Source organism: Rhodococcus sp. 1163 (assembly GCF_002091985.1).
Taxonomy (GTDB): Bacteria; Actinomycetota; Actinomycetes; order Mycobacteriales; family Mycobacteriaceae; genus Rhodococcoides.
Genome location: NZ_MKKX01000017.1, coordinates 522,530 through 540,663, shown reverse-complemented (window position 1 = coordinate 540,663; position 18,134 = coordinate 522,530). Strand labels below are relative to the sequence as shown.

At 63.1% G+C, this 18,134-nt stretch carries 15 protein-coding genes and 1 pseudogene; 7 read left to right on the top strand and 9 right to left on the bottom strand.

Translation table 11 applies throughout. The annotated features are described in order from the left end of the window. The 4 genes and pseudogenes from BJD99_RS21240 to BJD99_RS06055 all read right to left on the bottom strand — a co-directional run bounded on the left by BJD99_RS21240 (position 1) and on the right by BJD99_RS06055 (position 3,975). Positions 1-1,702, bottom strand: a pseudogene (locus BJD99_RS21240) (ABC transporter substrate-binding protein/permease). Between the two features lie 127 nt (positions 1,703-1,829). Continuing rightward, positions 1,830-2,594: an LLM class F420-dependent oxidoreductase gene (locus BJD99_RS06065; RefSeq protein ID WP_084345959.1), complete on the bottom strand. Its 765-nt coding sequence runs from the start codon at positions 2,592-2,594 to the stop codon at positions 1,830-1,832. Between the two features lie 36 nt (positions 2,595-2,630). Further along, positions 2,631-3,143 (bottom strand): TIGR04338 family metallohydrolase, encoded by a 513-nt coding sequence (locus BJD99_RS06060; RefSeq protein ID WP_373270514.1) that lies wholly within the window; start codon positions 3,141-3,143, stop codon positions 2,631-2,633. Positions 3,144-3,156: 13 nt separating this feature from the next. Next, on the bottom strand, positions 3,157-3,975 hold the full coding sequence (locus BJD99_RS06055) for a DUF2786 domain-containing protein (RefSeq protein ID WP_084345839.1): 819 nt from the start codon (positions 3,973-3,975) through the stop codon (positions 3,157-3,159). 235 nt (positions 3,976-4,210) lie between these two features. On the opposite strand from BJD99_RS06055, the gene BJD99_RS06050 reads away from it, so the two are divergent. Genes BJD99_RS06050 through BJD99_RS06035 form a run of 4 tightly spaced genes read left to right on the top strand, consistent with a single transcriptional unit; the run spans position 4,211 to position 7,577 of the window. After that, positions 4,211-5,482 carry an ABC transporter substrate-binding protein gene (locus BJD99_RS06050; RefSeq protein WP_084345838.1) on the top strand — a complete coding sequence of 424 codons (1,272 nt, stop codon included), beginning with the start codon at positions 4,211-4,213 and terminating at the stop codon, positions 5,480-5,482. Positions 5,483-5,530: 48 nt separating this feature from the next. Further along, on the top strand, positions 5,531-6,580 hold the full coding sequence (locus tag BJD99_RS06045; protein ID WP_179142200.1) for a carbohydrate ABC transporter permease: 1,050 nt from the start codon (positions 5,531-5,533) through the stop codon (positions 6,578-6,580). Further along, entirely contained in the window at positions 6,577-7,398 is an 822-nt protein-coding gene (locus tag BJD99_RS06040) for a carbohydrate ABC transporter permease (RefSeq protein ID WP_084345837.1), read from the top strand. Before BJD99_RS06045 ends, BJD99_RS06040 begins: the two co-directional genes overlap by 4 nt. Then, the gene (locus BJD99_RS06035) at positions 7,395-7,577 is read left to right on the top strand and encodes a hypothetical protein (protein ID WP_084345836.1); all 183 of its coding nucleotides are present in this window, start codon (positions 7,395-7,397) and stop codon (positions 7,575-7,577) included. The genes BJD99_RS06040 and BJD99_RS06035 overlap by 4 nt, the downstream gene beginning before the upstream one ends. 124 nt (positions 7,578-7,701) lie before the next feature. On the opposite strand, the gene BJD99_RS06030 is transcribed toward BJD99_RS06035, so the two are convergent. Next, positions 7,702-8,784 (bottom strand): inositol-3-phosphate synthase, encoded by a 1,083-nt coding sequence (locus BJD99_RS06030; protein WP_084345835.1) that lies wholly within the window; start codon positions 8,782-8,784, stop codon positions 7,702-7,704. After that, the gene (locus BJD99_RS06025) at positions 8,777-9,364 is read right to left on the bottom strand and encodes a PadR family transcriptional regulator (RefSeq protein WP_084345956.1); all 588 of its coding nucleotides are present in this window, start codon (positions 9,362-9,364) and stop codon (positions 8,777-8,779) included. Before BJD99_RS06025 ends, BJD99_RS06030 begins: the two co-directional genes overlap by 8 nt. Positions 9,365-9,622: 258 nt before the next feature. Between BJD99_RS06025 and BJD99_RS06020 the strand changes: the two genes are divergently transcribed. The 3 genes from BJD99_RS06020 (at position 9,623) to BJD99_RS06010 (ending at position 14,492) form a co-directional block, all read left to right on the top strand. Next, the gene (locus BJD99_RS06020; protein WP_084345834.1) at positions 9,623-10,084 is read left to right on the top strand and encodes a DUF5318 domain-containing protein; all 462 of its coding nucleotides are present in this window, start codon (positions 9,623-9,625) and stop codon (positions 10,082-10,084) included. A gap of 700 nt (positions 10,085-10,784) precedes the next feature. Further along, positions 10,785-12,884 (top strand): transglycosylase domain-containing protein, encoded by a 2,100-nt coding sequence (locus BJD99_RS06015; RefSeq protein WP_084345833.1) that lies wholly within the window; start codon positions 10,785-10,787, stop codon positions 12,882-12,884. Positions 12,885-12,893: 9 nt separating this feature from the next. After that, entirely contained in the window at positions 12,894-14,492 is a 1,599-nt protein-coding gene (locus tag BJD99_RS06010) for a glycosyltransferase family 87 protein (RefSeq protein ID WP_373270513.1), read from the top strand. Here the strand turns inward: BJD99_RS06010 and BJD99_RS06005 are convergent. The 3 genes from BJD99_RS06005 to BJD99_RS05995 all read right to left on the bottom strand — a co-directional run bounded on the left by BJD99_RS06005 (position 14,489) and on the right by BJD99_RS05995 (position 18,077). Continuing rightward, a complete protein-coding gene (locus tag BJD99_RS06005; protein ID WP_084345954.1) occupies positions 14,489-15,694 on the bottom strand; it encodes a TerD family protein in 1,206 nt (401 codons plus the stop codon). The two genes, BJD99_RS06010 and BJD99_RS06005, sit on opposite strands and share 4 nt — an antisense overlap. Before the next feature lie 134 nt (positions 15,695-15,828). Beyond that, the gene (locus tag BJD99_RS06000; protein WP_084345832.1) at positions 15,829-16,605 is read right to left on the bottom strand and encodes an ESX secretion-associated protein EspG; all 777 of its coding nucleotides are present in this window, start codon (positions 16,603-16,605) and stop codon (positions 15,829-15,831) included. Beyond that, positions 16,602-18,077 (bottom strand): PPE domain-containing protein, encoded by a 1,476-nt coding sequence (locus tag BJD99_RS05995; protein WP_084345831.1) that lies wholly within the window; start codon positions 18,075-18,077, stop codon positions 16,602-16,604. The genes BJD99_RS06000 and BJD99_RS05995 overlap by 4 nt, the downstream gene beginning before the upstream one ends. Positions 18,078-18,134: the final 57 nt, after the last annotated feature.

Here is an 18,134-nt window from a genome sequence, read left to right as displayed (position 1 = left end):
TTACCTCTCCACCACGATTGATACTTCCAAGGGATCGAGCGTGCCCGAAGTATCGGCCTTACCGGAGCGCATGCGCTTGTCGATGAAGTTGACGAGGTGCGTCAGCGGGATGGTCAAGATCAGATAGAACACGCCCGCCGCCAGCAGCGGTGAGAGGTTACCGGTCTGTGCGGCGGTGTCCTGCCCGACTCGAAACAACTCGCGTTGCGAAGCGAGTAAGCCGAGGAAGTAGATCAGTGAGCTGTCTTTGATCAGCGAGATGAACTGATTGACCGTGGCAGGCAGGACGCGTCGGATGCCCTGAGGCATGACTACCAGGGCCATCGAACGGCGGTAGCTGAAGCCCAGTGCGCGTGAGGCCTCCATCTGACCCGGATCGACACTTTGAATGCCGGAACGGAAGATTTCACCGAAGTACGCGGCGGACATCAGTGCCAATGCCGCGATGCCCAGCGGGAAAGGGCTACGGCTGCCGGTCAATTGGGTCAGCGTCGGACCGAAACCGAGGCCGATGAGAAGAATGACGACCGCCGCGGGAAGTCCACGAAAGATATCTGTGTACACCCGGGCCGGCCATCGGAGCCAGCGGGAGCGGGAGATGCCCGCTACCGCCAACCCGATCCCGATCACCGTGCCGATCACCCCGGACGAAGCAGCGAGAATCAGGGTGTTCGGCAATCCGACGGTGATCAGCTTGGGAACGGTGTCCCAGATGAGGTCCCAATCGAAGAACGTGTCGTACAGATTTGACAGTGTGCTCATATCAGCTTGCAGGCAGGACGGAAGCCTTGCTGCCCGGCTTCCAGTCGGCGGGAACCTGGCGCTCGGGGTACCACTCGTTCTCGAGGGTGTTCCACGTTCCGTCGGCGACGACGGCGTCGAGACCGGAGTTGAGAGCGTCGATCAACGGCTGATTGTCCTTGTTCACCGCGTAGGCCGTGAAGTTGGTGGTGTTGATCGTCTTCTCGAGGATGGCGACGCCGTCCTCGGCCTTGACCTGGCCGGAAGCCTGCTGCGACGGCGCGACCCATGCGTCGATCTGGCCGGACTTCACATTCGCGTACGCGGTGTTGTAATCCGGGAAACGTACGGGCTCGATACCGAGGGTGTTGGTGACGTAATCGTCCTGGACCGTGCCCTGAACCACGCCGATGCGCTGCTCGGTGTCCAGATCGGCGATGGTCTTGATCGCGTAGTCGTTCTTGGCGACGAGCGCCATCTCACCGAAGTCGTAACCGTTGGTGAACCCGACGGTCTGACGACGCGCATCGGTGGTGGAGATCGACGAGGAACCGGCGTCGTAAACCTTGTTGTTGACCGCGGCGAGCAAGCTGGAGAACTCGGTGGCCGAGAACTCGACGGTCAGGTTCAACTTGGCGGCGACGGCGCGGAGCAGCTCGTTGTCGAAGCCGGTGAACTTGCCCGACGGGTCGATGAAGATGTTCGGCGGGGCGTCGGACAACGTGCCGACGTAGAGCTTGCCCGGCTCGATCAGACCGATGTTCGAGGTATCGATCTGATCGAGCGGGGTGACATCGTCCGTCGTGTACTTGTCGAGCGAAGTCTGGTCGGAGCCGGCAAGGGCGTTCTCGCCCGTTCCGCCCGAGCTGTTGTCACTCGAACATGCGACGGCGCCGAGCGTGAGAGCGAGCGTGGCAGCTACTGCGGCCAGGGCGCGGCCGCGTAAACGTCGACTGGTCAAGAGTGAACTCCTCGGTGCGGAAACAAGTGAAATGACGTCCGAGGCTATCGCGAAGCCGCGACCACCCGGAAATCAGATTGCCGCCAAGCTCAACCAGTACTCACCGCAGTCCATTCCCGAACGGTCCTCACTGCTGGCTGTTGCGCCACCCGATGGCGTCGTGCAGCTCCGTCATGTCGTACTCCGGGCCGCCGATTCCGACGGTGAACAAGGTGGCTCCGGCATCGAGAAACGCCGGGGCTTTGTCGGTACCGGGCCACGGGACCGACTTCGTGATCACCGAGGTATCGCGCCCGACGGTGACTCCGTGCTCGGCGAGAATCCCGGACTTGCGTTTCAGCTCGTCGAGGTCGGCGAAGCTGTGCCAGATGTGCGCATACTCGGCGACCATCTTGAGCGTCTTCTTCTCCCCGCCGCCACCGATGAGAATGGGGATCTCGCGGGTCGGAGCGGGATTACCTACCGCCAGGCGATTGCTGATGCGAGCGAGGTTCTCGTTCAACAACTTCAGGCGCGACCCTGCGGTACCGAAGTCGTAGCCGAAGTTGTCGTAGTCCTTCTGGTTCCATCCGCCGCCGATGCCGAGGATCAACCGGCCGCCACTGATGTGGTCGACCGTGCGGGCCATATCGGCGAGGAGATCCGGGTTGCGGTAGCCACCACCGGTGACCAGGGCCCCGATCTCCACGTTCGACGTCTGCTCCGCCCAAGCGCCCAGCATCGTCCAACATTCGAAGTGGGCACCGTCGAGGTCGCCGTACAGCGGATAGAAGTGATCCCAGTTGAAGACGATATCGACGCCCGCGTCCTCCGCGCGCAGAACCGCATCGCGAATGATCTGGTAGTCGGGTGCGTGCTGGGGCTGGAGTTGAACGCCGATTTTGATAGTCATGATTTCCATGATGCGCCTCCTCGCCGCGCACCCGCATCAACCGATCTTCACACCGTTCTCGGCCATGGTGGCGCGCAGCACGAAACCAGCTTCCTGACCGATGATTTCCCCGACAAGCGTGACGAACCGATCGACGAACTCCCCGCCGTGAGAGGCAGCATCGAGTTCAGCGGGTTCGAAGTGGTGCGCAAGCTCGTGCAGCAGCACCAGTTCACGCAGCGCCCACGCCTCGTTGTTGCGGTGTAGAGGCACCGCAATGGTGTGGGTATCCCGCTCGTAGTGCGAAGCACCCGTGCCCGAACGTTCACGGACCTGCACGACCGATCCGGCATGCGGCCAGGTTTCACGAACCCAGTTCAGCGCCAAGATCGCGTCGACATAGCTCTGCACCGACTCGATCGACGCGAACTTCCGTTCGATCGGCAGCGTGATGGTCGAACCGAACATCTCGACGGTGCGTAGTCCGCGCTCGTCCGCACGATCGAACATGACACGAACCATCGCCTCGGCATCGTAGACCTTCGATCGTTGGGAGTCCCTGTTGTTCACCGTCAGCCTCACTTCACCTGCCGAGTTGTGTCGAACCGCGCCCCAGCTCGGGCTCACCGCCCAGACGCGCCGCGCGTCCTGCCCTGTCTCCGGCGGCGCGTGCACCGCGGGAGTATCCGGCATTGGCGGACTGGCTGCGCCACGATCCTCGCGCCTTCGACGTCGAGGTGTAGAAGTCCTTCAGTTCGATTGCTTTGTTACGCAACACCACTGCGGTCCCGGCGTCGCGGCTCTCCTCTTCGATTGCCTTTGTCTCGGCCTCTTTCTTGACGCTCTCGAGCCGCTTTCCGATGCGCTCGGCAAAAGCCGTCTGGAAGTTGAGTCGGGCGGTGACGCCGGCAACGACGACTACTTCTTGGCGTTTGTACTTTTTCCGACCGATGGTTTCCGTGACGGTGCGTACGGCCGTTTCGTTCCGGTATGCGCCCGACTTGATGTACGCATCCGAGGCTCGGACCATCTGGATCAGCAGGCTCGAATACAGTGCCTCGCAGGTGTCGATGTCGGAGTCGAAGCCGTACGCGAAGACCTGAGTCGACGATTGCGAGATGTCACACTTCACGTCGTTCGCGAAGGCGATGACGAGGAACAACTTCACGAACGTGCGAAGCCCCTTCTTGCCGGCCTCGCCGATCCTGATGACGCGTTGGGCCGGTGCCACCTGCTTCTCGCGGGAAGCGTTGTGCGAACGTGCAACGGCAAGGTCGATCGACGTCGCCGTGGCCAAGCGCTGCGCGGCCTCCATGAACGCCTCGGCCTCGTGCGGATTGTCGGTGGACTCGGCTTGGCGCAGCAGTCCGCCGATGCGGGTCAACATCTTCTCCGAACTCACCGGTAGGACGCTACAACGCCCCACCGACAACTCGGTTGACCGATTCAGGTGGGGTGAAATCACACCTATCGGGTGAGTTGTGTGCCAGAGTGCGTATCGACATGTGCGTCGGGGGCAGCACAGTTGGTACTTCGCTGTGGTCAACGTCACTGTGGGTCGAACTCACTGCGGGTCGAGATCACCGTGATCGTCCCCGCGCATACCAACGTGTACGAAGTTAGTGGAGAGATAAACAATGGCGTCTTTGATCTCGAAGGTAGCGGTGCTGGCGACAGCGGCAACGCTGCTGACGCTGACCGCGTGTTCCAGTGACAGCGGTTCCAGCGATTCCGCGTCGGAAAACACCGACGGCCGCGGCCCCATCACATACGTCGAAGGCAAGGACACCACCGAAACCGGTGTCGTCAAGCAGATCATCGACGAGTGGAACTCGACCCATCCGGACGAGCAGGTCACGTTCAAGGAGCAGTCCAACGACGCCGACCAGGCCCACGACGACTTGGTCCAGCATCTTCAGGCAGAGCAGAGCGACTACGACGTGATGGCGCTCGACGTCATCTGGACCGCAGAGTTCGCAGCGAAGGGATGGCTCGTTCCGCTCGAAGGCGAGTTCGCGCTCGACAACGCGGGCATCCTGCCCTCGACCGTCAAGAGCGCTACCTACAACGGCACGCAGTACGCCGCCCCGAAGAACACCAACGGCGGTCTGCTGTTCTACCGCAGCGACCTGCTCCCGAAGGCGCCCACCACGTGGGCCGAGCTGACCAACGACTGTGCGGTCGCCAAGACCAACAACATCGATTGCTACGCAGGTCAGTTCGCGTCGTACGAGGGTCTGACGGTCAACACGTCCGAGATCATCAACGCATACGGCGGATCGTTCGTCGGCGAAGACGGCAAAACCCCGACCGTCGACAGCCCGGAAGCAAAGGCGGGGCTGCAGGCTCTCGTCACCGCTTTCGAGACCGGAGTCATCCCGGCGCAGGACACCACGTTCAAGGAGCCCGAGAGCCAGCAGGCATTCGAGGACGGAAAGGCCCTGTTCCTGCGTAACTGGCCGTACGTCTACGGCACCGCAGCCAAGGAAGGCTCCGCCGTTGCAGGCAAGTACGCCGTAGCACCGCTGCCCGGCGCAACCGGCGTCGGAACCTCGACGCTCGGCGGCTACAACGCTGCCATCAGCGAATTCTCCGAGAACAAGGCAACTTCCGCCGACTTCTTGCGATTCCTTCAGGGTGAGCAGGCCCAGCGCATCATCGCCGAGGGTGCACTTCCGCCCGTGCTCAGCTCGCTCTACGACGACCCGGCTCTCATCGCCGAGATGCCGTACCTGCCGGCGCTGAAGTTGTCGATCGAGAACGCTGTTCCTCGTCCCGTCAGCCCGTTCTACCCGGCCGTCTCGAAGGCCGTGCAGGACAACACGTTTGCAGCAATCAAGGGTGAGAAGTCGGTCGATCAGGCCATCACGGACATGCAGGCCGGCATCGAGTCCGCCGGTTCCAACTAGCTCGTCCGTTCACCGCCGTTCTTTCGAAGCATTACAGGAGAACACACGATGGCTGTACCTACTGGTCAAGCCAGTGGGGCTGTAGACACGACCGCGGCCGGGGGGCAACCCCCCGGCCGCGGTCGGCATACACGCACCGAGAAGAAGGCAAAGTTCGGGCTCTCCAGTGGGCGAGCGTGGCTGCTGATAGCGCCGACGCTGATCATCCTGGCCATAGTCATCGCTTACCCTGTCGTACGTGCGGTCATCATGTCCTTTCAGAAGGATGCGGGTCTCGACCCGGCGACCGGCATGTTCGTCAAGGGGGGCAGCGCAGGGTTCTCCAACTACACGCATTGGATTCTGCAGCAGTGCACTTCCGCGTCGGGGACGCTGGTTCCGTGTCCGCCCGGCACACTCGGCTCCCAGTTCTGGGGAGCGGTAGGCAACACCGCCTTCTTCACGGTGGTGACGGTGTCCATCGAGGTCGTCATCGGCTTCGGAATGGCTGTCATCATGGGCAAGACGTTCGCCGGACGCGCACTGCTGCGCGCCGCGATCCTGATTCCGTGGGCTATCCCGACGGCTGTGACAGCGAAGCTCTGGTACTTCATCTTCGCCTACGACGGTATCGCCAACAAACTTCTCGGCACCAACATTCTGTGGACGGGTGATGCCTGGCCCGCGCGCTTCGCGGTCATCATCGCCGACGTCTGGAAGACGACGCCGTTCATGGCGCTGCTCATTCTTGCTGGGCTGCAGATGATTCCAGCCGACGTCTACGAAGCTGCGCGCGTGGACGGTGCGTCGGCGTGGCAGCGGCTGACCAAGATCACGTTGCCGCTGGTGAAACCGGCCCTGATGGTGGCGATCCTGTTCCGCACGATGGATGCGCTCAGAATGTACGACCTACCTGCCATTCTCACCGAGGGCAACCCGGCCACCCGCACCATTTCCATTCTGGTGGTGGAGCAGATACGGCAGGGATTCAACAGTGCCGCGTCGCTCTCGACCATCTCGTTCATCATGATCTTCATCGTCGCGTTCATTCTGGTGAAGTTCCTCGGGGCCAATGCGGTTGCCACGCAAGAGAATCAGCGTAAGGGCGTGGTCCGATGAAAACCGCTCGCATCTATCTCGGCGTCGCGATCATCCTGATCTGGGGCCTGGCACCGTTCTACTGGATGGTCGTGACCGCGCTACGAGATCCGCGCTACACATTCGACACGACGCCGTGGCCGACGCATGTGACGATGGAGAACTTTTCCAACGCCTTGTCCACGAGCAACGGCAACAACTTCATTCGAGCGGTGATCAACAGCCTGATCATCGGCGGCGCAACCACTCTCGTTGCGCTCGTCATCGGTATCTTCTCCGCGTATGCCCTCTCGCGGATCGACTTTCGGTTCAAGTACATCGTTGTCGGTATCGTGCTCGGCGCCTCGATGTTCCCGGTCGTGGCATTGGTGACGCCGCTGTTCCAATTCTTCACCGACATCGGTTGGATCGGTACCTACCAGGCGATGATCATCCCGAACATTTCGTTCGTGCTGCCGCTGACCATTTACACTCTGGCCGCATTCTTCGCCGAATTGCCTTGGGAGCTAGAAGAAGCCGCCCGTATCGACGGCGCCGGACGCTTTCAGGCGTTCCGACTGGTCATGTTGCCGCTCGCAGCACCAGCGTTGTTCACCACCGCTATCCTCGCCTTCATCGCGGCAGTCAACGAATATCTCCTGGCAAGTCAGCTCTCCAGCGACAAGACCGAACCAGTGACGGTGGCCATCGCCCGGTTCTCCGGCAACGACCCACATGTGGTTCCGTACGCGGCGATCATGGCGGCAGGCACCATCGTCGCGATCCCGCTGGTGATCATGGTCCTGCTGTTCCAACGTCGCATCATCTCCGGCCTGACTGCAGGCGGAGTCAAGTCGTGACAGCGGGCGATCATCTCCAGATGCTGGCCGGCATTCTGGGGTTCTTCGCGCTGATGGCGTTCGTAGCTGCAGTAGCAGGCATCGTCGGTGGCGATCCGAGCGTGTGGGCATCGGTCGTCCTACTCGGACTGCTTGTCGCCCTTGCCTTCGTCATCCGCAAGCTGAAGGTCACACACTAGTAATTTCTCGCTCCTGCCCAGGGCCACGGGCGGTGAAATCTGCTGTACACAGCATTCTGCCCGGGTGCGCATGGTCGTCGGTGGAGACCGACCACGCCCACCCGGGCAGGAAAGTGAAGCTGATTTACGCGTCGATGATGAACGCTTCGAGCTGCGTGCGCGCGACGTCGTCGGCGAGCTGCTTGGGTGGGCTCTTCATCAGGTAAGCAGAGGCCGGGATGACCGGTCCACCGATGCCACGATCGAGAGCGATCTTCGCTGCGCGAACCGCATCGATGATGACGCCGGCCGAGTTGGGCGAGTCCCAGACCTCGAGCTTGTATTCCAGGCTCAGTGGCACGTCACCGAAGGCGCGGCCTTCGAGGCGGACGTAGGCCCACTTGCGGTCGTCGAGCCAGCCGACGTGATCGGAAGGTCCGATGTGAACGTCCTTGGCGTTGAACTCTTTCTGGAGGTTCGACGTCACGGCCTGGGTCTTGGAGATCTTCTTCGACTCGAGGCGGGTGCGCTCGAGCATGTTGAGGAAGTCCATGTTGCCACCGACGTTGAGCTGCATGGTCCGGTCCAGCTGGACGCCGCGATCTTCGAACAGCTTCGCCATGACGCGGTGCGTGATGGTGGCGCCGACCTGGCTCTTGATGTCGTCGCCGACGATGGGGACGCCTGCGTCCTCGAACTTCTTGGCCCAGACGGGGTCACTGGCGATGAAGACGGGCAGTGCGTTGACGAATGCGACGCCTGCGTCGATCGATGCCTGCGCGTAGAACTTGTCGGCTTCTTCCGATCCGACGGGCAGGTAGGAGACGAGGACGTCGACCTTCGCATCGCGGAGGGCCTGGGCAACGTCGACTGCGTCGGCGTCGGCCTCGGTGATGGTCTCGCGGTAGTACTTGCCGAGTCCGTCGAGGGTCGGTCCGCGCAGCACCTGAACGTTCTTCGGCGGTACGTCGGCGATCTTGATCGTGTTGTTCTCGCTGGAGAAGATTGCTTCGGAGAGATCGAAGCCGACCTTCTTGGCGTCTACGTCGAACGCGGCGACGAACTCGACGTCGCGGACGTGGTACTTGCCGAACTTGACGTGCATGAGGCCGGGAACGGTGGCGTTCTCGTCGGCATTCCTGTAGTACTCCACGCCCTGGACCAGGGATGAGGCGCAGTTGCCCACACCCACAATGGCCACGCGGATGGCGTTGCTGTTCTCACCCATGGTCGGGTTCTCCTTCTGTCTTGGAAACATTGTTCGGATTCGTGGTGGAGGTGACGGACGGGCCCGCCTGCTCGGCTGCGATTACTTCGTTGAGCCACCGCACTTCGCGATCGCTCGATTCGAGGCCGAGTTGGTGAAGCTGACTGGTGTACCGGTCGAGCGTCCCGTTGGCTCGCCCCACGGCGTCGCGGAGTCCTTCACGGCGCTCCTCGACCTGACGTCGCCTGCCTTCGAGGATGCGCACCCGGGCTTCTGCCGGAGTGCGACTGAAGAAGGCGAGGTGAACGCCGAATCCGTCGTCGGTGTAATTCTGTGGTCCGGTGTCGGCAACCAACTCGGCAAAGCGCTTCTTACCTTGCGGAGTGAGCTCGTACACACGCCGTGCTCGACGCTTCACGAGGGTGTCCGGCCCCGCATCCTCGGCAATCAGCCCATCCGCTTGTAGGCGGCGTAAGGCTGGATACAACGAGCCGTACGAAAAGGCCCGAAATGCACCGAGGAGTCCGGTCAGACGCTTGCGGAGTTCGTATCCGTGCATCGGTGCTTCGAGGAGCAAACCGAGGATTGCGAGCTCGAGCATGCGACCCTCCTCCTCTGTTGTCTGTACCGCAATTGTTGATGCGACTCCCAAGCATATACACAAGATGTATCGACTCGATATATGTGTGGACATATCCGTGCCTCCGGTTCGCCGAAATTCAGTTCGAAGGTCGGCCGCGAGACATGTGCGCATCGCCACTGGTAAACGCTTCGGCACAGGTGAAGCGTCGTGGGCGGGGTCGATATCAGCGAGAGTGGGCGCGTCGTTGTCACGTAAGAGTCGGGATGCCCGATCCGCATGTCTGGCGCCGCACGTACTCTGGTCCTCGTGCGACTTCAGCGACAGGTGGTGGACTACGCCCTTCAGCGACGGTCACTGCTCGCCGAGGTGTATTCGGGCAGGACCGGCGTGACCGCAGTGTGTGATGCCGATCCTTATCTACTGCGTGCGGCCAAGTTCCACGGCCGCGGTAGCGAAATCGCATGCCCGATCTGCCGCAAGGAGCAGCTCACCCTCGTCTCGTGGGTGTTCGGTGAGAAGCTGGGGACACTCTCGGGCTCGGCGCGCACGGCGGACGAACTCGTTCGCCTCGCGGCGACGCAGGAGGAGTTCTCGGTTCACGTCGTCGAAGTCTGTCGTTCCTGCAGTTGGAATCACCTGGTTCAGTCCTATGTACTAGGTGCAGTTCCCACCCCGAAGCAACCGCGACGGCCCCGATCGGGATCTCGCGAACCGAACCGTCGAACAGCGAGCGAGTGACACACATCGCGTCGCTGACAACCCCGGTCGGCATACGGATGTGCCAGCCGCAACCACTGGAGACCTGTACGTGAGTTCCCCCTACGACAACACGCCTGGTGGCAGCGACAACACACCTGGCGGCAGCGACAAGACACACGGCGCCGGCGGCCCGCCTCCCGGCCGTCCTCCCATGGGCCCACCTCCCGGTGTTCGACGTGATGCGCAGGGTCGGCCACTGGGCCCACCCCCCGGTGTTCGACGCGATGCGCAGGGTCGGCCACTGGGTCCGCCTCCAGGTCGGCCGCAGGGTCCACCTCCGGGTCGGCCGCAGGGTCCACCTCTGGGAGGCCAACAGGGTCCGCCGCTCCGACCACAGGGGCCCCCGCCGCAGGCCGGTCGACCCGTACCGGGCGGGCCAGCGCAAGCAGGCCGTCCACCCGCGGGCCGTCCACCCGCAGGCCGTCCAGCTACCGGCAATGGCCCGGCTGGTCCACCGCCCGGGCGCCCTCCGCTGCCCAATCGCGGCCCTGAAACGGGCCCGCCCATTGCACGCGGTGCCGGTGGGCTTCCGCCGACCGGGCCGCCGGACAACCCGCCCCCACGTTCTTCGGGCAATGAACCGCCCGAACCGCCCGAGAGAGGTTCCGCCGCGAACACGAAGAAGAAGTCCAAGTGGCGGGTCGCCCGTCGAACGCTGTATGCGCTGATCGCGTTGGGGATGATCATCCCGATTCTGACGTTCATGGTCGCCTACACGGTCGAGGACGTCCCACGCCCGGGTGACATCAAGACCAACCAGGTCGCCACCATTCTGGCGTCCGATGGTTCGAGTGTGCTCGGTAGGGTCGTGCCCCCCGAGGGCAATCGCACCGATGTCTCGATCGAGCAGGTGCCGGTGCACGTGCGTAACGCAGTGCTGTCAGCGGAGGACAGGGACTTCTATTCCAATCCCGGCTTCTCGGTCACCGGCTTCGGACGCGCATTGCGTGACAACGTTCTCGGACGCGACAGTGCCGGTGGTGGCTCGACCATCACCCAGCAGTACGTCAAGAATGCCCTTGTCGGATCCGAACGCACCTTGACGCGAAAGATGCGCGAGCTCGTCATCTCCTCGAAGATGGCTCGTCAGTGGTCCAAGGACGACATCCTGGCGGCATACCTGAACACGATCTACTTCGGCCGAGGTGCGTACGGCATCGCGGCCGCGTCGACGGCGTATTTCGGCAAGCCGGTCGATCAGTTGACCGTCGAAGAAGGTGCCATGCTGGCGGCCACCATTCAGCAGCCGTCCGGCCTCGACCCCGAGTTCAATCCGACCGGTGCTCAGACCCGGTGGAACTACGTGCTCGACGGCATGGTCGCACAGGGCAACCTGGAGCAGGCGGAGCGTGCGGCGATGCAGTTTCCACGGTGGATTCCAGGTGCACAGGCCGACACCGGTGACAGTGACTCCGGACCCAACGGGCTGATCAAGTCCCAGGTCCTGCGTGAATTGTCGGCGGCGGGTGTCAGTGAACAGGACCTCAACACCGAGGGATTGCAGATCACTACGACGATCGATCCCGTGGCGCAGGCTGCAGTGATCGATGCGGTCGATTCGAACATGGAGGGCGAGCCCTCCGAGCTGCGCACGGCGTCGGTTTCGGTCGACCCACGCACGGGTGCGGTCAAGTCCTACTACGGCGGCTCGGACGGCGGCGGATTCGACTTCGCCCAGTCCGGCCTGCAGACGGGATCCTCGTTCAAGGTCTTCGGCCTTGCGGCGGCACTGGATCAGGGCATTCCGCTTTCGCAGATGTTCGACAGCTCACCGCTTACCGTCAATGGCATCCCCATCAGCAATGTCGAGGGCGAATCCTGCGGAACGTGCACCATTGCAGAGGCGCTCAAACGCTCTCTCAACACGAGCTTCTACCGCTTGCAGTTGTCGATGGACAACGGTTCGCAGGCGATCGCCGATATGGCACACAAGCTTGGAATTCCCGAGGAAATCCCGGGCGTCGGTCCCACGTTGACCGAGCCGAACGGTGCCGGACCGAACAACGGAATCGTGCTCGGCCAGTACCAGTCTCGCGTGATCGACATGGCCTCCGCCTATGCGACACTCGCTGCGTCGGGCGTCTACCACGCACCGCACTTCGTGCAGCGCGTCGTCACGGCCGACGGAACGGTCCTGTTGGATCGGGGCGCAGAGGCAGGCGAGCAGGTCACCTCTGCTGCTGTTGCGGACAACGTCACGGCTGCGATGCGGCCGATTGCCGGATACTCCAAGGGCCACAATCTGGACGGTGGCCGTCAATCCGCCGCGAAGACGGGCACTGCACAGCTCGGCGACACCGGCGAGAACAAGGATGCTTGGATGGTCGGGTACACCCCGTCACTGTCGACGGCAGTGTGGGTGGGAACCGAACAGGGACTTCCGCTGCAGAACAGCTACGGCGGATCGATCTACGGTTCCGGACTCCCGTCGGACATCTGGAAGGACACGATGGACGGCTCGTTGGAAGGAACGTCCAACGAGTCCTTCCCGACGCCGGAGCCGATCGCCGGTCAGGCTGGTGTGCCGCAGTACTCGGCTCCCGCAGCCCCGTCCACGACACCCAGCGCAGCAGTGGTGACGCCGCCACCGGCGATCACGTTGCCGATCCCGACGGAGATTTCGCCGCCCGTCGTGATCACACCGCGCCAGGTCGAGATCCTTCCAGGGGTGACGATTCCGCTACCCGGCCTCGCACCGGCGCCGGCGCAGTCGCCGACGCCCGAACCCGCCACACCACAGACGCCCGAAGAAGAGCTCGAACCTGCTCCGGCTCGGTAGCGTGACGGGGTGAGCGACGACAGAGCCATCGAATCCGGAGTCACCGAACCCGGGGCGAGGAAAGTCGTTGCGAGCCCGGGGCCGTTGGCACCAGACCGCTCATCGAACGTGGCCCGAGATCTCCCGGGCGCGAACGACCCGATGACCGCAGAGTTCGCTGCGGTCATCGGTGGGTCGGCGGGCAAGCACGCACTGATCGGCCGCCAGCGATTTCTGACGCCGCTTCGGGTGGTGTTGCTCCTCGCCGTGGTGTTCCTGAGCTTCGGTTGGTTCGCCAAGGCCGGCTGTATTCAGCAGGCGCCCAACGGACCAGAGGGATCGTTCGGTCTCGACTGGAGTGGCAGCCGTCAGTACGTTGCAATGTGCTATTCCGACACGGTTCCGTTGTACGGCGCAGAGCGCTTGGATCAGGGTGCCTTCCCGTACAAGAAGTCCTGGGAAGAAGTGGCCGCGGACGGGACCACTCAGATTCGCTACATGGAGTATCCGGTCCTGTCGGGGATGTATCAGTACGGCTCGATGGTCGTGGCCAAGGCGTGGAGTTCGATCTCCTGGCTGCCGCAGGCACTCTCGGTGGTGATCTACTTCAACGTCGTCGCGATCGGGTTGGCCCTTGCATGGTTGGTCACCGTCTGGGCGACAGCGATGTCGGCCGGACGGCGCATCTGGGATGCGGCCCTCGTGGCAGGTTCACCGCTGGTCATCGTGCACGGTTTCACCAATTTCGATGCGCTGGCAACAGCTTTCGCTGCCGTAGGAATCTTGGCTTGGGGTAAGAAGCGACCCGTGCTGGCCGGAGTCCTGCTCGGTCTCGGCGGCGCGACCAAGTTGTATCCCCTGCTTCTCCTCGGCCCGCTGCTCGTATTGTGTTGGCGCGCTGGGAAAATGCGCGAATGGTCTCTGACCGCCGGTGCCGCACTCGGAGCGTGGCTGGCTGTCAATCTTCCTATTGCACTTCTGTTTCCGAACGGATGGTCGGAGTTCTTTCGGCTCAACTCCATGCGCGCTGCCGACCCGGATTCGATCTACAACGTCATCTCGTCGTTCACCGGATGGAGTGGATTCGACGGAACCTTGTATCCGGGTGACAAACCGCTGTTTCTCAACACCGTCACGATGGTGCTGTTCGTTGCCGTGTGCGCCGGTATCGCCTACATCGCGATGAATGCTCCGATGCGTCCGCGATTGGCACAGCTGAGCTTCCTCGTCGTCGCCGGGTTCCTGCTGACCAACAAAGTGTGGAGTCCGCAGTACTCACTGTGGCTCGTGCCGCTGGCTGTGCTCGCGCTACCGCATCGAAGAGTGCTGTTGGCCTGGATGGCGATCGACGCCTTCGTCTGGTTCCCCCGGATGTACTACTACCTCGGTGTCGCTGACAAGGGTGTCCCGGAGCAGTGGTTCACCGCTACCGTCGTCGTGCGTGACATTGCTGTGATCGCACTGTGCGCGTTGATAGTTCGACAGATCTATCATCCTGACGAGGATCTGGTGCGACTGGGCGGGGTGGACGATCCGGTGGGCGGAGTGCTCGACCGTGCGCCGGATACGCATCGGGTCACGAAAACCGCTGCACCGCAGGCGGTTTCCGTGCCCATGCGAGTGGACTAGATGTACTTGCCGAGATGCGGAACGGCTTCGCCTGCGTGCTTGGCGGCGATGCCGTCACCGATTGCCTGAAGTTTCCAGTTACCACCCTCGCGGTAGACCTTTGCCATGACGAGGCCGGTGAACGGCATCCCGCCCTGGAGCGTGAAGCGGGCGAGCTCGGCGTTGTTGGTGTCGTCGACGAGGCGGCAGAATGCGTTCTCGACCTGCTCGAAAGTTTGTCCTCGGTACGAGGTCACCGTGAACACGATCGCGGTCACATTCGCGGGAACACGAGTGAGGTCGACGTTCACTACCTCGTCGTCGCCCTCGCCGGCGCCGGTCAGGTTGTCGCCCTGATGCAGGATCGACCCGTCCTTGGCCTTCAGCTGGCCGTAATACACGACGTCTGCCACGTTGCGCCCGGCGAACATGATCGCCGACGCGTCCAGATCGATGGCTCCGCTGCGTCCGCCACCGCCGAAGAAGCCGGTCTTCTTGGGCGCCGCCACCGGGTCCCATCCCAGACCCATCCGGATCTTCGTCAGCGCGACTCCACCGTCCTTGCGCAGTGTGACCTTTTGACCCTTGGTCAGACTGACCGGCCGGGCTTTCGTCAAACTGACCTCGGATGGGCCGGACGGCGGTGGTGTCGGTGCGGGTGGTGTCGGTGCGGGTGCGGGAGGAGCCGGGGCTGCGGGAGGAGCCGGGGCTGCCGGTTGCGCGGCGGGAGCGTCGTCGACGGACACACCGTGGTCGGTGACCAATGCGGCGAAACCACCGGAGTAGCCCTGTCCTACGGCCCGAACTTTCCACGTGCCCGAGCGTCGGTACACCTCGACAGCGATCACGATGGATTCGCTGCTCAGACCGTCGACGACATACTCGTACAACACATTGCCCTGCGCGTCGGCGATGCGAGCGGTCGGTGGGGCGGCTCGGCCGAAGCTGCTCGACGCGTCGTCGAGGGTGATGACCGCGCGGATCTGTTCGATATCGGCGGGGATCTCGGTCAGCGCAATCGACAACTGTCCGGGTTGCCCAGCGGCACCGGGCGCCAGGCGGACACCTGGCCCGGTCGGCTGATTGAAGAAGACGAAGTCCGCGTCGGTGCGAACTTTGCCGTCCCCGGTTACCAGAAGTGCCGACAGGTCGGCAGGAGCGCTGAGCTGCACGGATACGACCACGTTGTTCACGGTGATCGGACCGTTTTGTCCCTTCGCCAAGGGCTGACCGGCTGGAGCAGACAATGTGTGTCCTTTTCGATGAGAGCGGGTCGTGAAGTGCGCACACCAATGTACTGGGTCGAAATGTCCGAATGTTGTGGACGAAGTTCCGCAACCCGTGCCCGTCGTCGGCTTCAGGTCTCGGCTGCCAACTCTGTGGCGAGCCTTCGGACTTCCGCGGCCACGTCGGAATCGGAGGCAGGAATGACGCTGACAGTAGAGCCGGACCGGACCAGGTATCGACCGTCGTCGGCGTTGTCCACCCAGTGAAAACCAGCCAAGTTCTTTTCCACTCGATTGTCGGTGGTTTTGCCAGGGCAGACGAGGATTTCGCCTGCGCTGGTTCGACGTCGGCCCAGAAGTCGGTCGAAGTGCTCCCTGGAGGTCGATCCTGTGGCGCTGTCGAACACGACTGAGTTCGCGGTCGATCGTCCGATCGGAGAAGGCCGCGGGATGTCGATGCGAGGGTGTGTGCCCTTCGGGGATTCGGGCAGTGCTCCCAGTACTCGATTCACGGCGCGATGCGAAGCGACCAGGCGAACCGTCACCGGGCCGCCGGAGGAATCATCGAGTCCGGGTTGTTGGATCAGCACCGCTGCACTGTCGTGTCGGATCGCGGCATGGCCACGTATTTTGATGTCGCCGGAGCCGTCGGCTGCGCTCGTGCTCCGCGTATGGCCGACGACTTCGATTCGAAGCCGCGGGTCGAGAAGGATCCGTCCGGCCTCGCGCAGGTCTTCGTCCATCTTCGTCGCGATGCCTATCGACGCCTCGTGGCATCGACGGTGATATTCGGCTGCCGAGCTTGCGGTCGCACGAATTTGCAGTGGGAACGGCAATCGATCGCGCCCGAACTGTTCCATCATGACCCGAAATTCGAGGCCGGTCATGGTCCACTCGCGCTCGTTCACCCGCCGAGCACCGGTGGAACGACAAGTGGCAGCGTGCCGATCAATTCGTCTCCATTGACGGCATCGACCAGATAACCGGGCGTCTTGTGGACGTCGTCTGCGCCCCCCGGCCCACCGCGACCTACGCCAGGCGACATTCCGCCCATCCCAGGTGCACCGGCACGGCCTGCGGCCGTACCGGATCCTCCGGCCGATCCCTGGCCCCCGGCCGCGGTACTGCCCTGGCCAGGAGCCCCGAGGACCGAGCCGCCGACTCCTGGACGACTCAACCCCCCGGTTCCCGATCCCGAGCCCGAACCACCCGAGCCCGAACCGCCGGAGCCCCCGCCGAACCGAGAACCGGCACCGCCGGAACTGCCGCCCCGAGAACCTGAGCCGCCGAGACCTGAACCGCCGAGACCTGAACCGCCTGGACCAGAACCTCGGGGACCACCGAGTGGGCTGCCCAGTACCGAGCCACCGGGTGACGACCCCGCCGGTGATGATAAGGAGGGGGCATTCGCCCCTTGCTGCGCCCCGGCCGGACCGGTGGGCGGCTGCGGCGACTGTGTCGCATCACCGGGCGCCCAACTCGACGCCTCTGTCCCGGTGTCCCGAGTGTCCGATGCGGGAGATCGAAGAGCGCCGCCGTCGGAGGCAGGTGAACCGGCCTGCCCCGAAGCACCATTGCCGGATTCGGGCCCGGTGGCCGCAGTGTCTGCTCGAGAAAAAGGTTGCGCGTCGAAGCCGGGGCCCTTGGTTCCCGGTTGGTGCCTGGCGGCGTCGCCGGAACCGCCGTCGGTGACCGGATCGAGCGCGGTCGGCAGAATCGGGACCTGGTCGTCGGATTGATGTACGACCGGCATGTACACACTGTGCATGACCTGGCGCGCAGCTTCTTCTGCCTCTTCACGTGCGTGTTGGGCCTGCTTCAACGCACCGGGCACGATAAAGCCCGGAACGGCATCGAGCACTTTCTCGAACGGGCCGGTAGCCAGCGGAGGCGGAACGCTCGCCTTGGTTTGCTGAAGCCCCGTGTAGGCCTCGAGCAGCTTGTTCGCCACGAGATGTGCAGTTGTTTTCAACTCTGCGGTCGACTTCGTGTACGCCTGCACACCGTCGACTGCGGCGGTGGCTGATGGGCCCTGCCAGCTGGTGCTGTTCACCGCGGCCATTGCCTGAGCGAACTGATCGGCGCCCTCGGCTGCGTGGGCTCCGATCGCTCGCCAGTTGTTGGAGGACTCCTCGGCCCGTTCAGGTTGGAACTGCTCGACTTTCCCGAAGATCTCTCCATGCGACATTGCCTCGAACGGGTCGTCGTCGAACACTGCCTTGGGCTCGTAGCCCCCGCTGTACGCGTAACTGTCTCGTTCTTGGTAGACGACGGCACGCGTCAGATCGCCGAACTCCTGCGCCGACATGTCACCGAACCCGCTGATGCTCTCGAGTGTGCGCAGGGTCTGCTGCAGTTCTTCCGAAGGATCACCGCTCATGCCTGATGCTCCGGATCATGCGTCGGCGTAGAACCCCGTTCCGCGGATCCAACACGA